The sequence below is a fragment of the Paraburkholderia sp. NPDC080076 genome (assembly GCF_050281145.1).
Lineage (GTDB): Bacteria > Pseudomonadota > Gammaproteobacteria > Burkholderiales > Burkholderiaceae > Paraburkholderia.
In genome coordinates this window covers 631,973-647,451 of sequence record NZ_JBNNWQ010000001.1, presented here as the reverse complement: position 1 = coordinate 647,451, position 15,479 = coordinate 631,973, and the positions used below count along the sequence as shown (strand labels likewise).

Here is a 15,479-nt window from a genome sequence, read left to right as displayed (position 1 = left end):
ATCACTTGCGCCACCGCAACGGCCGGCGCAAGTGATGGCGCTCCAGCCGCACCGCCGCTCCGGCGTGCAGGAAAGACGGCATGCCGCCCAACTCGACGCCGGCGGCGCGCTCGCGTTCTTCATCGGCCTCGACTGTCTTGCTGGTGTCGATGAAGAGCGCCGCCAGCATACCGACCGCGAGCAGCCCCGCGGAGATATTGAACGGCACGTTGTAGCTGCCGGTCTTCTCGATCAGATAGCCGAACACCACCGGCGACACCATCCCCGCCACGCCGAAGCCCGTGTTCATCATGCCGCCGGCCGTGCCCGCATACTTGCCGGCGATGTCGAGCGGCAACGTCCACAGCACAGGGTTGGTGATTTCGAGGAAGAAGAACGAAGCCGACAGGAACCACACGGCCGTGAGCGGATCGGTGGCGGACACCATCGGCAGCAGAAACACCAGCGAGCCGCCCATGCCCACCACCAGCACCGCACAGCGCGCGAAGCGCAGGCGGCCCGTGATCTTGAAGAGCTTGTCCGACACGACACCGCCGAGCGTGTCGCCGACCACGCCCGCGAGCAGCGGCAGCGCGGTGAAGAGCGCCAGTTGCTTGAGATCGAATCCGCGCGACTCGCGCAGATAGGACGGCAACCAGGTTAGATACACCCACAGCAACCAGCCATAGCAGAAGTCGACGAACGTGACGAGCCACATGCGGCGCACCAGTTTGCGCCACGGCGTGGCCGCATGTTTGGCGCGGTCGCAATCGCCGGCGCGGTAGCCGATCTCCGCGGTTTCCTCGGCCGTGATGCGCCGGTTCTGTTCCGGCGAATTCGTGAACACGAAGAGGTAGAGCACGGTCCACGCGAGGCTCGCGATGCCGAGCAGGATGAACGCGTCGCGCCAGCCGCCGGTCGCCACCACGGCCAGCACGAGCGGCGGCGTGATCGCGCCGCCCAGGCGCGCGAAACTGTGCGTGATGCCTTGCGCGAAGCCGCGCTCGGCTACGGGCATCCAGTAAGTGAAGGCGCGCGTCGCGGTAGGAAACGCGCCGCCTTCGCCAATGCCGAGCGCGAAGCGCATCACGACCAGCATGGTGACGCTGCCCGCGAAACCGGTGGCGAGCGTCGCCACGCCCCAGATCAGCGATAGCACCGTGAGCACCAGTTTCGGCCCGTACTTGTCGGCGAGCCAGCCGCCGATAATCTGCATCGCCGCATACGGATAAGCAAAGGCCGAGAACACCAGGCCGAGCTGAACGGTCGTGAGGCCCATCTCGTGACGAATCAACGGGCCGGCCACGGCAATGTTCACGCGATCGATGTACGAAATGAAGTACATCAGGCACATGACCGCCAGGATGATATGGCGTGTCTTGACACGCCGGATACGCGTTTCCATGCTGTCTCCTATCTCTTTTATGTATCGACGACGGCCGCGAGCGGCCGCCCGATTTACCGGACTGCGACTGCCTGCCTGTCTCCGCCCGCGCCTTGCCCGCTCGCGAGCGGCACCGCGTCAGGTGGGCACCAGCTTGAGCCGCTGCACCTTGCCGGAAGGTCCGCGCGGCAGTTCATCGACGAAACGGAATTCTTTCGGCGTCTTGTAGCGCCCGAGTTCGCGCACGCAGTGCTCGCGCAGATCCGCCGGGTCGGGCGCGCTGCGTCCCTCGCTCGTGCGCGCCACCACGAAAGCGACGATCTCCTGGCCGTATGCCGGATCGGGCACGCCGACCGCCGCCGCGTCCAGCACATCGGGATGACGCAACAACGCTTCGTCGATTTCGCGCGGCGCAATGTTCTCGCCGCCCTTGATGATCAGTTCCTTGGCGCGGCCGTTGATGTAGAAGTAGCCGTCGTCGTCGCGATAGCCGAGGTCGCCGGTGCGCAGCCAGCCGTCCGGCGTGAAGGCGGCGGCCGTTTCCTCGGGCCGCTTGTAATAGCCGCCCATCACCTGCTCGCCGCGCAACACCAGTTCGCCGCATTCGTTGGCGGCGCATTCACGCCCTTCACGGTCGATCACGCGAGCCTCGCCGCCCGAAGGCAGACCGATGCTGCCGACGCGCCGCCGGTTCATCTCATACGGATTGCTAAAAACCGGCGCGGCGGTTTCCGTCATGCCCATGGTTTCGATCACGCCGATTCCGAAACGCGCTTCGAACGCGCGATGATGATCGGCGGGCAATGCGGCCGACGCGCTGCGGCAAAACTTCAGCGCCGACAGATCGTAGGTGCAGGCTTCGTCGGCATTGAGCAGATAGGCGACGATCGTCGGCACCACGTTGATCCACGTGCAGGCATGAAGCGCGACGTCGCGCCAGAACGTGCGGGCGGAGAAGCGCGATGTCATCACCGCCGAGCCGCCATGGAACAGCGGCGCGAGCAGCGTCACCACCAGACCGTTGATGTGATAGAGCGGCAACGACGCGAGCACGCGATCGTCCGACGTCAGCCTGTGCTCGGCGCTGATGTTGCGCGCGTTCGCCATTAGATTGCGATGCGTCAGCAGGACGCCTTTGGGCGTGCCCGTCGTGCCCGAGGTGTACATCAGCAATGCGACGTCGTCTGCTGCGGGCTCGTGCGCCGTTGCGGCATCCGCTGTGTGCCGCGGCGCGCGGCCGCGCTTCGCGAGCGCTGGCGCGGCGGCAGCGTTCGCGCCATGTGCCGCGGTCTCGGCCAAAGCAGGTTCACGCTTTGCGAGCGAAGGGGGTTCGGCATCGTCCGGTTCGGTCTGGATCAACGCGATCTCGCGCGTCAAGCCAGCAGCGCGCAATTCGGCCACGGCCGTGCCGATCACCGCCTGCGTGTCGCGCGCGGTGAAGATCATCCGCGTATCGGAATGGTCGACGATATAGCGCACCTGCGAGGGCTGACACAAAAGATTGAGCGGATTGGCGACCAGCCCGCTGTACATGGCCGCAAGCAACAGACGGGCCGTCTGGATTCCATTGCCCATGAACACGGAAATCACATCGCCCGGCCGCAGGCCGGCTTCCCTGAAGCGTGTCTCGATCACTCGGCAGTCGTCGCGCAGTTCGCGAAACGTCAGCACGGTCGCGCGCCGGTCAGGAACCGCCGTTTCGTCGTCGTCGAGTGCGGCCAGCAGGAAGGGCTTGTCCGGATGCTGCGCGGCGCGCTCGTCGATCAGCGCGCGAAGGGTGGCGGGCGTGTTCATCGGCCGTACCTCGCGAAGAAATCGCCGAGCAATTCGTCCGTTTCCGGCACGCGCTCTTCGATTGGGTACGCGACCCGCGTGGTGTTCAGATAGTGGCGGAAGCCCAGATTGCCCGAGAAGTTGTTGCGGCCCCACGTGCCACAGCCCATCGACAGCGAAAACGGCAAGCCGTTGTCGAAGTTGCCGCCGGTCGCGAGGCAATGCGCCTGATTCACGATCACGCGCGCGACCGGCAGTGTCACGCCAAGCTGAATCGCTTGCGCGGTATCCGTCGAATGCAGTCCGACCGAATGGCCCGCGCCCATGTACGCGTAGACGCTGCGCACCACGTCGGCCGCGGCAGCGAAATCGGCGGCACGATACACGGCGAGCACCGGCGCGAGTTTCTCGCCGGAAAACGGATAGTCGTTGCCCGCGCCGCTCTCTTCCACCATCAGGAAGGCGGGGTGGCGCGCGGCGACCTCATCCAGACCCGCCACGCGTGCGATCACCTCGGCGGACTTCGCCGTGCACTGCTCCGAGAGCTTGCCGTTGACCCACATCACCTGTTGCAAGCGGGCCTTCTGCGCGGCGTCGAGGAGTACGCCGCCGCACGCGGTCAGTTCGGCCAGCATCGGCTGATAGACGGCGTCTTCGATCACGACGCTGTTTTCTGACGAGCAGCTCGTCGCGTTGTCGAAAGTTTTTGAGCGCAGGATCTTGCGCGCCGCATCATGCAGATCGGCGGACGCCGTGACGATCGAAGCGACATTGCCCGCGCCCACGCCGAACGCGGGCGTGCCGCTCGCATACGCCATGCGCACGTTCGCCTGCGAGCCGGTGGCGACGACCAGATCGCACTGCCGCATCAGCGCGGCGGTCGCCGCCTTGCTGATCGGCGCAGGCAGCATCTGCACGAGGTCCGGATCGATACCGGCTTTGGCGAATTGCGCGTGAATGAACTCGATCAACAACGCGCAAGACGAGTAACCTTTGGGGGACGGCGCGACGATTACTGCATTGCCGCATTTGAGCGCGTTGACGATCTTGTTGGCCGGTGTCGCCGCCGGATTGGTCGACGGCGTGATCGCCGCCACCACGCCCACTGCGCGCGCGATCTCGATGATGCCGCTCGCCCTGTCTTCCGCGATTACGCCGGTGGTCTTCTGTCCGTGCAGGTCGCGCAGCAAGCCGAGCGTTTTGCGATAGTTCTTGCGGAACTTGTCGTCGGCGTTGCCGAGACCCGTATCGTGCACGGCGCGTTCCGCCAGTTGCCGGTTGCGCTCCGGCTCCATGATGGCCCACGCGGCGGCGTCGGCGGCGGTATCGAGCGCCTGTTGTCCCGCATTCTCGAAAGCGCGCTGCGCCGCGCGCGCTTTCGCGACGAGCGTGGCGACGATGCGCTCGGCTTCGCCGTCCGCATGGTGGCCCGCGATTTCGGCTCCTGTGGCCCTGACGTTCATATGGATTCGCTCCGCGTGAATGAATTGATTGCAGTGCTATCAATCTAGCCAGCCGCGCTTAGGGCGAAGTCCCGTTTTTCGAGCTATCCATTGCAGTGCGTTTGCCAGCATCGGAAAACGCAAAATTCGGTACTTTCCATAGTCCCGAAAAGCAATGAAGTCGATGCAAAATCAATGCTGTGAATACGCTGGCGAGGGAGTGGGATGTCGACGTCAAACCAGTCGAATGCAGCTGCAGTGCGCGCGTTTCGCGTACTCGAAACGCTTGCCGAAGCGGGCGGCCCGCTTTCGATGACGGAGCTCGTCAATGCGCTCGGCCTGCCCAAGCAGACCGTCCACCGGATCCTCGTGCAACTGATGGATGCGTGGCTCGTCACGCGCGGCGCGGGCGATCGTCTTTACGAATGTTCGCCACGTGTGCGCATGCTCGCGGTCAATGTGCTGATGCATGCGGGACCGGCCGCCGCGCGCCACGTGCTGCTCGAACAGCTGGTGGCGAAAATCGGCGAGACCTGCAATCTGACCATGCTCTCCGGTAACGATGTCGTCTACGTGGACCGCGTCGAAACCGAATGGCCGCTGCGCATGCATTTGCAACCGGGTTCGCATGTGCCGCTGCATTGCTCGGCGAGCGGCAAGCTCCTGCTGAGCTTTCTGCCGAAGGACAGACGCGAACGCGTGATCGAGACGCTGCCGCTGCGCGGTTATTCGGAACGGACGATCACCGATCGCGACGCGTTGCGCAAGGAACTGACCACCACGCGGCGGCGGCTTCTCGCGATCAACAACCAGGAACATCTGCAAGGGCTGATCGCGATTGCGGTGCCTGTCATGCTGGATCGCAATCGCGCCTGCGCGGCGATTGCCGTGCAGGCGCCGGTGGGCAGAGTCACGCTCGACGATCTGCTCGCCTTCGTGCCTGACTTGCGCCACGCGGCGGAAGAGACTGCGAAGACGTTTCGGGAATGACGCGGCGCGAGGCCGCGCGAGCCTGGCCGTGGCGAGAAACGCGCTTTAATGAGCGGCGCGCTGCATCACGCCGCGCACCGCGCTTCTGCGATTCAAAGCGAACTGCAGACTCAGGACTGCGCATGCGCAACCGCATCGAACGCACCCGCCCACTTCCTCTCGATCGCGCGCACCGACAGCGCCGATATCAATGCCGAGAACAGCACGTACGCGCACACCGTCCACGGTTTTCCGCCGTTCAGCCGCATCAGGATCGTCGCAATGATCGGCGTGAGTCCGCTCGCGAAGATGCCGGAGAACTGATACACGAACGAGATACCCGTATAGCGCACTTTGGCGTCGAATAGTTCGGCAAACAATGCCGCCTCAGGACCGTACACCATCGCGTAGAAAATGCCGAATGGCACCACGATGGCCGCCCAGATCAACAACGTGTTGGCCGGCTGCATTTCAATGAGCCAGAAAGCCGGAAACACCGACACGCCGCAAATCAGCGAGCCCCAGAAATACACGCGCGCGCGGCCGAGCCTGTCGGACATGCTGCCGAACAGCGGGATGAAAAAGCACATCACGCCCGCCGCGATCATCACGCCGAGCAAGGCGTCGGTGCGGCTCATCGAGACGTGTTGCGTGAGGTAGCCGATCGAAAACACAGCGAAGATGTTGAAGAACACGCCATCGATATAACGCGCGCCCATGCCGAGCATCACGGCGCCGCGATAGCGCGTGATCATGTCGACGAACGGAATCTTCGCTTCACGCCGATTGCGTTTGAGCGCGAGGAATTCGGGTGTCTCCATCACTTTGGCGCGAATATACAGGCCGATCAGAACGAGACCGAGCGATGCGCCGAATGCGATCCGCCAGCCCCACGACAGAAAGGCCGCTTCGGGCAATAAGCGGGACAGGCCCGCGACCATCCCCGATGCGAGACATAGTCCGATCGACAAACCGATCTGCGGCAAACTCGCGTACAGGCCGCGCTGTTCAGGCGGCGCATATTCATACGCCATCAACACCGCGCCGCCCCATTCGCCGCCGAGCCCAATGCCCTGCAATACGCGCAGCGACAACAACAGGATCGGCGCCCAGATGCCGATCTGGGCGTAGGTGGGAATGAACGCGACGCCAGCCGTCGAAATCCCCATGATGACGAGCGTCAGAATCAGCGCGGACTTGCGGCCGATCCGATCGCCGAAATGGCCGAATATCACGCCGCCGAGCGGCCGGGTCACGAAGCCCACCGCAAAGGTCGAATAGGCGAGCAGCGTCGACACGAGCGGATCGTTGGCGGGGAAATAGAGCTTGTTGAACACGATGCCGGCGACCACGCCGTAAAGAAAAAAGTCATACCATTCGACGGTTGCGCCGATCACACTGGCGAACGCAACGCGACGGATAGCGCGGGGATCGATTGCCATAGCAGCAGCTCCTCAATGGACGGCCATGCCGTGCGTGTCGATACGCACGGCCGGCCGGGAACCCCAGTTGTCTCCTCCGGGGCGGTTTATGTGCAGCCTCCAGGGCATCCATTCGCTGGCCGTCCCGTGACTGCGTATTGCGGCGGATAGTGCCCGCCGTTGTTTTGCACCTGCTACGTTATGCGGCCACTTTCGCCGCGGGCGTCGTCGCCACACCTCGATCGACGCCGCTTGCGTCGTGCAGAATCATGTCCGACGCTTTTTCAGCCACCATCACGATCGGCACATTGGTATTGCCCGACACGAGCGTCGGCATGATCGAGCAGTCGACCACGCGCAGCCCCTGGGTGCCGTACACGCGCAAACGTTCGTCGACCACCGCGAGCGGATCGCCTGCCGCGCCCATCTTCGCTGTACCAGACGGGTGGAAAATTGTCTGTCCATACTCCCTGCAGAAATCGAGCAGTTCGTCGTCGGTTCGTGCGGCCGCGCCTGGCCGCACCTCGCGTTTCATCAGCCCGTTCATCGGCTCGGCCGCCGCGACGCGACGCGCGAAACGCACACCGGCGATGGTCGTGCGCCGGTCCAGATCCGTGTCCAGATAGTTCGGCTGGATGGACGGCGCCTCACGCGGATCGGCGCTGCGAATGCGCACCACGCCGCGCGATTCGGGGCGCAACTGACAGATCGAATACGTGCAGCCGGGAAAGTCGTGGACGTTGCCGCCCGCGGAGTCCGCCGACAAGGTCGAGAAATGGAACTGGATATCCGGTGTCGCCGACTCCTCCGGCAAGGCCCGGCAGAACATGCCGCCCTGGTTGATGCCGACCGCAAGCGGGCCGCTGCGCATCAGCGCCCATTGCAGGCCCATCTTCGCGCGCCCGGTCCATGAACGCAGTTGATCGTTGGTCGTGATCGGCTTCGTCACTTCATAGATCAGACGGATTTGCAGATGGTCCTGCAAGTTCTCACCGACGCCCGCGCGGTTGGCCACCACGGGAATGCCGAACTCGCGCAGCAGCGTGGCCGGTCCCACGCCGGACAGTTGCAGCAATTGCGGAGACTGCAGCGCCCCGGCGGTCAGGATCACTTCACGATTGGCGCGCACTTCCCGCAGCTCGCCGTGTTGCCGGTACTGCACGCCGCAAGCGCGGGTGCCTTCGAACAGAATCTTCGAAGCCATCGCATCCGTTTCCACATGCAGGTTCTGGCGTTGCCGCGCGGGCTTCAGATAAGCGACGGCCGTCGAGCAGCGAAAGCCGCGGCGGGTAGTCAACTGGTAGTAGCCGACGCCCTCCTGATCGCCCGTGTTGAAGTCGTCGATGCTTGCCACGCCTAACGAGTTCGAAGCCGCGATGAACGCGTCGACCAGTTCATGGCGCTGCTTGATCGTCGAGGCCCACAGCGGTCCGTCGACACCGCGCGTCGGACCTTCGCCCAGTTCGTTGTGTTCCAGCCGCCTGAAGTACGGCAGGCAGTCTTTCCAGCCCCAGCCGCGATTGCCAAGGCGGGCCCAGTGGTCGTAATCGTCCTTCTGTCCGCGCACATAGATCAGACCGTTGATCGAACTGCTGCCACCTAGCGTGCGGCCGCGCGGCCAATAGAGCCGGCGATTGTGCATGTTCGGATCGGGATCGGTATAGAAGCCCCAGTTGTAGACCGGGTGAAACATCGTCTTGCCATAGCCGATGGGGATATGAATCCACATGAAGCGATCGGCGGGGCCGGCTTCGAGTAGACATACCGAGTAGCGGCCGCCTTCGGAAAGCCGGTTCGCCAGCACGCAACCCGCCGATCCCGCGCCGACGACGACAAAGTCGAATCGGTCTGCCATGTGACCTGTCTCCTGCATGTTTTATAAAAAACGGTATGTTTCGTTGAAATTTATGTTCAGCCCGTTTCCTGTTCAAGAAATTCCCGCTACTATCGGCTAATCTGAAACAGAAACTGCGGTTTTTGTTTCACTTTTAGAAATGACCCGCCGGCCCGCGCGGCGTACGCGGACGCTGGACAGCCATTGATCGACAGCAAGGAAGCGTATGCAAGCACTCTGCTCGTCCCCACGCGGTGAACCTCTCGCCGAGGATTCACGGGCGCTGCGCGCATTGGCCGTGCTCGAACAACTCGCAGCCGCGGGTCAGCCGTTTTCGCTTTCGCAACTCTCGCTGCGCCTGCACATTCCCAAGGCGACGCTGATGCGGCTGATCGAATCGCTCGAAGCGCAGGGCTATGTGACGCATCTGCCCGATTCGCGCGGTACGGACCGCGGCATCACGCTGGGCCCGAAAGCGGCGCAGCTCGCGCTCACCACGCTGTCCAACAACACCTTCGGCCGCGCCTGCCGTTCGCTGCTCCGCTCGCTGGTGGACACGCTCGGCGAAACCTGCAACCTCACCGCGCTGGATCACGACACTGTTCTCTATCTCGAGCGCGTGGAGACCACTGAACCGCTGCGCCTGCATCTGCAACCCGGTACGCGTGTGCCGTTGCATTGCACCGCGAGCGGCAAGCTGTTCCTGTCGCAGATGCCGCCGGCCGAGCGCCGTCCCGTGCTCGCGCGGCTGACGCTGGAGCGCAGAACGCAAGGCACGCTGACGGAACTGAATCTCCTCGAAGCCGAACTCGACCGGCTCGCCGTGCGCGGCATCGGCATCGACAACGAGGAGCTGGTGCGCGGCATGGTGGCGGTCGCGGTGCCGGTGCGCGATGCCAGCGACGGGCACGTGCTGGCCGCGCTGGCGATTCATGCGCCGACCGCGCGCGCGAGTCTGAACGACCTGCTGAAGGCCGTGCCGAAACTCAAGGACGCGGCGCTGAAGCTGGCTCCGCTGTTATCCGCCGGCCCTTCCACGGAGCATCCGTACCATGAGCGCTGAGGCCTTTCCCATGAGCGATCCGTTAGACACGGCGGAGTCCCCAGCCGGCGGCGCCAAGGGCGGGCGGCGTAAAACGGAGCTGTACAATGACGCCGATCCATTTTCCGGAACGGCAGGCATGACCAAAGCGGATACTCCGACGCTGCGCGCATTTGCGCTGCTCGAACACCTCGTCAACGCGGACGGCCCGGTGTCGCTTGCCGACATCGCGCAGGACGTCGCGTTGCCCAAGGCGTCGCTGCATCGCATGCTTGCTTCGCTGGAGGCGGGCGGGCTCGTGATCCGCGAGCCGGGCCAGAAGAACGCGTACGTGATCGGGCCGCGGCTCGCGCAACTCGCGTTAGGCGTGGTGATGCATTCCGGCGCGCGCCGCCTGCGTCATGCGATCCTCGCGCGTCTGGTGGCCGATCTCGGCGAGACCTGCAATCTCACCATGCTGCATGAAACCGAGGTGCTGTATCTCGATCGCATGGAAGCGCCGTGGCCGTTGCGCCTCGATCTCAAACCCGGTTCGCATGTTCCCGCGTATTGCAGCGCGAGCGGCAAACTGCTGCTGGCCATGCTGCCGCGCGAACAGCGCTCGGCGCTCGTACGCGCGCTGAAACTCGAACGCTTCACGCAGAACACCATCACCGATCCGGAACTGCTCGAGGCGGAACTCGACCGGACCGCGCACAAGCGCATTGCGATCGATAACGAGGAGTTTCTGGCCGGCATCGTGTGCGTGGCGGCGCCGATTATCGATGAGAGCGGCGCGTGCATCGCGGCGATCGCCGTGCATGCGCCGGTTTCGCGTGCGCCGCTGTCGCGCGCGCTCGAATTCGTGCCGCGTCTTCAGGAAGCTGCCAGGGAACTCGCGGCCACTTTCTGACGCGGGCGCCATAACGGGCGCAAGCGTTACGTCGCGGGCTTCTGCTTGCGCACGAGTTCGGCCAGCAGGCGTACGCCGGCGTCGATCTTGTCGAGCTTGATCGCCGAGAAGCCCATCCGGAAGCAGTGCTTCTGCTCCAGACCGTCCATGAAGAACACGCCGCCCAGTTCGATCAGAATGCCGTGCTGTTCGGCGTCGGCGGCAAGACGCACGGCGTCGAGCCAGGGCGGGCCTTCCACCCAGCACGAAGCCCCGCCCGTGATCGGGATGTGACGCGCTTCGGGTAGGTATTTATCGAGCGCCGCCATCAGCACCAGCGCGCGCTCGCGATAAGCGTGGGCCAGCCTACGCAGCAGCGCGTCGTGGTGGCCGAGCGCGAGAAACGTCGCGAACGCACGCTGAATGTACGCCGCCGGATGCCGCACCATGAGCCGGCGCAGCGCGCGCAATTCGTGCACCAGTTCGCGTGGACCGACGATATACCCGAGCCGCAAGCCGGGCGCGAACGTCTTCGACAAGCTGCCGATATAGATCACGCGGTCGGCCTTGTCCAGACTCTTGAGCGCCGGATGCGGCAGGCCCGAGAAGTTGTTCTCGCTTTCGTAGTCGTCCTCGATCAGCACGAAGTCGTGCTTCTGCGCGAGTTCGAGCAATGCATGCCGGCGTTCGATCGGCATGGTGGCCGTGGTCGGGCATTGATGGCTCGGCGTCACGTAGACGTAGTCGCACTGGGCGAACAGGTGCGCGTCCTCGACGGGGCGCACGCCGCCTTCATCCACCGGCAGCGGCACCAGTTGCGCATTGCGGTTCTCGAAGATATTGCGCGCGTCCGGATAGCCGGGGTTCTCGAAACCCACCGTGGTGCGCTGGCGCGCGAGCAGATCGGCGACCAGATATAACGCCTGCTGGCAGCCGATCGTGATGACGATCTCATCCGGCATCGCAAACACGCCGCGCCGCGGCAGCACGCGCGTGCGGATCTGCTGGATCAGCGTGTCGTCGTCGCGGCCTATAAGATCGGGCGCCCAGTTGCGGATCTCCATCACCGACAGCGCCTTCATACAGCATTCGCGCCAGTCGTTGGTCGGAAAGAGCGATTGGTCGAACTGCCCGTAGATAAACGGATATTCGTAGTCCTGCCAGTTGCCCGGTTTGACGATATTGCGCTGCGCGGAGGGACGGCGTTGCACACGCTGGCCCCAATCGGGCCGCGCGGGCGCCTGGTCGTGCTCGCTGCTGGTGGGGACCGTCTGCGCGGGCGCCTTGAAGCCGTGGCGTCCCTCCAGCATCGCCGGATTGACGAAGTGCCCGCTGCGCTCGCGCGAAATCAGATAGCCCTCCTCCACGAGCTGCTGGTACGCCAGCACGACCGTATTTCTCGCGACGCTCAGTTGATCGGCCAGTTCCCGGCTGGACGGCAACGCGGTCTGCGGCGGCAGCTGGCCGTCCAGAATCGCGGCCACCAGCATCTGGCGGATCTGCCCCTGCAGGCTCATGTTCGAGTCGCCCGGACGCTGAAAACGCTGCGTCCAAAGGGCCGTCGCTGTACGGCTGGACATGCTTCCTCCTGAAAGTGAAAGAGCCGCGCCAGTCACGACGATGCTGCGCGTGACAGCCCCTGCCGCCTTGGCAGTGTTGGGCGCGGGCCGACCAGAGCGCTTCGGCGCGCCGATGTGGACTCAACGATCGGCGCCGTCTGGCACTAACTTGCTCTATTTTTTACTGACGATACTCGACTCACCCCGTCCAAGGCGATTGGGACAAGCACCCGTCGTGGCCACACGACTTCCGTGCTCCATAAACAGCCGCTGTTCAGACCTTTGTGAGACCTATTATGAAACGCCATAAAAACCCGACATCGAAGCCGTGGTTCCAATGGACGGCACGCTGCGTCCTGTCGCTGGTTTTCGCCGCGACGGCGAGCCTTGCGGCGGCACCGAGCCACGCGGAGGAAAAGGAAATCACGATCGCCTATCAGCAGATCGTCGATCCGTGGGTGGTCGGCATCGCGAACGGGTCGATCGAAAAGGCCACCGGCTACAAGATCAACTGGCGGCAGTTCGAGTCCGGCGCGAAAGTCGCGACCGCGCTGGCATCCGGCGACGTCAAGGTCGGCGTGATCGGCTCCAGCCCGCTCGCGGCCGCCGTGAGCCAGGGTCTCGATCTGCAGCTCTTCTGGATTCTCGACAACATCAACCAGGCCGAAGCGATGGTGGTGCGCAACGGCTCCGGCATCACGAAGCCGGCGGACCTGAAGGGCAAGACCATCGGCGTGCCGTTCGTTTCGACGACCCACTATCACACCATGTTCGCGCTGCAACACTGGGGCATCAATCCGTCTGACCTGAAGATTCTCAACATGCAGCCCAATCAGATCGTCGCCGCCTGGTCGCGCGGCGACATCGACGCCGCCTACGTGTGGGATCCCGCGCTCGCCGAGCTGAAGAAGAGCGGCAAGGTGCTGATCACGTCCGGCGACCTCTCGAAGCTCGGCAAGCCGACCTTCGACGGCATTGCGGTCGATCGCAAATGGGGCGAGGAACACAAGGACTTCATGGCGAAACTCGTCAAGGCAATCGCCGACGCGGACCAGCAATACCGCAGCAATCCGTCGCAATGGAATGCGGGCTCGCCGCAAGCCGCGGCCATCGCGAAGATGATCGGCGGCTCGCCGGCGGACGTGCCGGCATCGCTGTCGCTCTACGCGTTCCCCACGCTCGGCGAGCAGGCCTCCGCGCAATGGCTGGGCGGCGGCACGACGAGCCGCGCCGCGCTCGCGCTGAAAGACACCTCGGAATTCCTGAAGAGCCAGAAGCAGATCAGCGCCGTCCTGCCCGACTACTCGAAATTCGTGACGCCGGCTTATGCCGACGCCGCTGCGAAGCTCAAATGACGTAACCGTGATCCTTGGGATCGGGAGGCAACATGGAAAACATGACTGTCAAGAACGTGAGCGTGGTGTTTCCGGGGCGGCGTCCCGGTCAGACCGTGCAGGCGCTCGACGATATCAACCTGACTATCCGCTCGGGTGACTTCGTGGTCGCGCTGGGTGCGTCCGGCTGCGGCAAGACTACGCTGTTATCGCTGATGGCCGGCTTCATCGCGCCGAGCCGGGGCGAGTTGCTGCTCGGTGGCGAACCCATTGCGGGGCCGGGCGCGGACCGCGGCGTGGTGTTCCAGAAGCATGCGCTCTTGCCGTGGCTCAACGTGATCGACAACGCGGAATTCGGCCTCAAGCTGCAAGGCGTGCCGCGCGCGCAGCGGCGCGAAATCGCCGTGCGCAACCTCGCGCTGGTCGGCCTGCAGGATTTCCACAAGCACATGATCTATCAGCTCTCCGGCGGCATGCAGCAGCGCGTCGGCATTGCCCGCGCGCTCACCTGCGATCCCGCCATGCTGCTGATGGACGAGCCGATGGCCGCGCTCGACGCGCTCACTCGCGAGACCATTCAGGAGCTGCTGCTCGACGTCTGGAAGAAGACCAACAAGATGTTCTTCTTCATCACGCACAGCGTGGAGGAAGCACTGTTCCTCGCGAGCCGGCTGATCGTGATGTCGCCACGTCCCGGCCGCATCACGCATACCTACGAACTGGACTTCAATCGCCGTTTTCTCGAAACGCGCGACGCACGGGCGATCAAATCGAGTCCCGATTTCATCGAAATGCGCGAGCGTGTCCTCAACATCATTTACGGCGACGAGAAGCTGCACGGCGCCGAGGCCGGAGTCGCTCATGTTTAGTTCTAAATCCGCTCATGCCGTGTTGCACGGCGAGGCCGCGCCCATGGAGACGAACACGCCGGTCCGGCCGCCCCGCCGGCCGGGGCGCGGACCTCGTATGCTCGCGAAAAAACCCGCCCGGCCCGGCGACACGTTCGGCGTGCCTGGGCAAGGCAGCAGTGTCGCCACCAGCCTGATCACCGTCGCCGCGTTCATCGCACTCTGGTTCGCGGCGACCAATCTGCACTGGATCAAGCCGCTGTTCCTGCCGTCGCCACAGGCCGTCTACGCGAAGTTCATCTTTGTCGCGACGGAAGGCTTTGCCAACTCGACACTCGCGCAGCACACCGGCATCAGCCTGCTGCGGGTGTTCGGCGCATTCGCGCTCGCCTGTCTGACGGCGATACCCGTCGGCGTGATGATGGGCGTGTCGCGCTTCGCGCGCGGCGCATTCGATCCCCCCATCGAGTTCTACCGGCCGTTGCCGCCGCTCGCCTATCTGCCGCTCATCATCATCTGGTTCGGCATCGGCGAATTCTCGAAGGTGCTGTTGATCTACCTGGCGATCTTCGCGCCGCTCGCCATTGCCGCGCGTGCCGGCGTGCGGTCGGTGTCGATCGAACAGATTCACGCCGCGTATTCGATGGGCGCCTCGCGTACGCAAGTGGTGCTGTACGTGATCCTGAAGTCGGCGATGCCGGAGATCTTTACCGGCATGCGAATCGGCATCGGCGTGGGCTGGACCACGCTGGTGGCCGCCGAAATGGTCGCCTCGACCAGCGGCCTCGGCTTCATGGTGCTCAACGCGGCGGAATTCCTCGCGAGCGACGTGGTGATCATGGGGATCATCGTGATCGGCTTCTTTGCGCTCTGCTTCGATTTGCTGATGCGCTATATCGAACGCGTGCTGGTGCCCTGGAAAGGCAAAGTCTGAGAAAGCGTCGCGGTACTTCGCTGACATGGGCCCTTCTTCGGGCCCTTTCTTTTTTGCGTCACGTAGGGACCCGGCGCTGGACTCAGCGA

General features: G+C 64.0%; 12 protein-coding genes. 6 read left to right on the top strand and 6 right to left on the bottom strand.

The window, feature by feature from the left end; genetic code table 11:
* Position 1: 1 nt before the first annotated feature.
* From ACQKRQ_RS02925 to sauS, 3 genes are all read right to left on the bottom strand, one after another.
* A complete protein-coding gene (locus tag ACQKRQ_RS02925) occupies positions 2–1,384 on the bottom strand; it encodes an MFS transporter (protein ID WP_342960570.1) in 1,383 nt (460 codons plus the stop codon).
* A gap of 117 nt (positions 1,385–1,501) precedes the next feature.
* Positions 1,502–3,157, bottom strand: coding sequence for an AMP-binding protein (locus ACQKRQ_RS02920; RefSeq protein ID WP_427474960.1), 1,656 nt, complete (start codon positions 3,155–3,157; stop codon positions 1,502–1,504).
* Positions 3,154–4,599, bottom strand: coding sequence for an acylating sulfoacetaldehyde dehydrogenase (sauS, locus tag ACQKRQ_RS02915; RefSeq protein WP_427474959.1), 1,446 nt, complete (start codon positions 4,597–4,599; stop codon positions 3,154–3,156). The genes ACQKRQ_RS02920 and sauS overlap by 4 nt, the downstream gene beginning before the upstream one ends.
* Before the next feature lie 204 nt (positions 4,600–4,803).
* Between sauS and ACQKRQ_RS02910 the strand changes: the two genes are divergently transcribed.
* Positions 4,804–5,568 carry an IclR family transcriptional regulator gene (locus ACQKRQ_RS02910; protein WP_132377965.1) on the top strand — a complete coding sequence of 255 codons (765 nt, stop codon included), beginning with the start codon at positions 4,804–4,806 and terminating at the stop codon, positions 5,566–5,568.
* 110 nt (positions 5,569–5,678) lie between these two features.
* Here the strand turns inward: ACQKRQ_RS02910 and ACQKRQ_RS02905 are convergent, their stop codons facing one another.
* A complete protein-coding gene (locus tag ACQKRQ_RS02905; protein ID WP_427474958.1) occupies positions 5,679–6,989 on the bottom strand; it encodes an MFS transporter in 1,311 nt (436 codons plus the stop codon).
* Between the two features lie 178 nt (positions 6,990–7,167).
* A complete protein-coding gene (locus ACQKRQ_RS02900) occupies positions 7,168–8,823 on the bottom strand; it encodes a GMC family oxidoreductase (protein ID WP_427474957.1) in 1,656 nt (551 codons plus the stop codon).
* Positions 8,824–9,028: 205 nt separating this feature from the next.
* Here ACQKRQ_RS02900 and ACQKRQ_RS02895 point away from each other — a divergent pair, with 205 nt between their 5' ends.
* Both ACQKRQ_RS02895 and ACQKRQ_RS02890 read left to right on the top strand, forming a co-directional pair.
* On the top strand, positions 9,029–9,865 hold the full coding sequence (locus ACQKRQ_RS02895; protein WP_132377972.1) for an IclR family transcriptional regulator: 837 nt from the start codon (positions 9,029–9,031) through the stop codon (positions 9,863–9,865).
* A gap of 118 nt (positions 9,866–9,983) precedes the next feature.
* Complete coding sequence (locus tag ACQKRQ_RS02890; RefSeq protein ID WP_132379389.1) at positions 9,984–10,736, top strand: IclR family transcriptional regulator; 753 nt, start codon at positions 9,984–9,986, stop codon at positions 10,734–10,736.
* Between the two features lie 26 nt (positions 10,737–10,762).
* Here the strand turns inward: ACQKRQ_RS02890 and ACQKRQ_RS02885 are convergent, their stop codons facing one another.
* The gene (locus tag ACQKRQ_RS02885; protein ID WP_427474956.1) at positions 10,763–12,295 is read right to left on the bottom strand and encodes a PLP-dependent aminotransferase family protein; all 1,533 of its coding nucleotides are present in this window, start codon (positions 12,293–12,295) and stop codon (positions 10,763–10,765) included.
* A 275-nt stretch (positions 12,296–12,570) separates the two neighbouring features.
* On the opposite strand from ACQKRQ_RS02885, the gene tauA reads away from it, so the two are divergent.
* From tauA to ACQKRQ_RS02870, 3 genes are read left to right on the top strand one after another with little or no spacing between them, the layout of a single operon-like run.
* Positions 12,571–13,629 (top strand): taurine ABC transporter substrate-binding protein, encoded by a 1,059-nt coding sequence (gene tauA, locus ACQKRQ_RS02880; RefSeq protein WP_427474955.1) that lies wholly within the window; start codon positions 12,571–12,573, stop codon positions 13,627–13,629.
* A 32-nt stretch (positions 13,630–13,661) separates the two neighbouring features.
* A complete protein-coding gene (locus ACQKRQ_RS02875) occupies positions 13,662–14,477 on the top strand; it encodes a taurine ABC transporter ATP-binding protein (RefSeq protein ID WP_408175111.1) in 816 nt (271 codons plus the stop codon).
* Positions 14,470–15,390, top strand: a complete 921-nt coding sequence (locus ACQKRQ_RS02870; RefSeq protein ID WP_408175113.1) for an ABC transporter permease subunit — start codon at positions 14,470–14,472, stop codon at positions 15,388–15,390. Before ACQKRQ_RS02875 ends, ACQKRQ_RS02870 begins: the two co-directional genes overlap by 8 nt.
* The last annotated feature ends 89 nt before the right edge of the window (positions 15,391–15,479 follow it).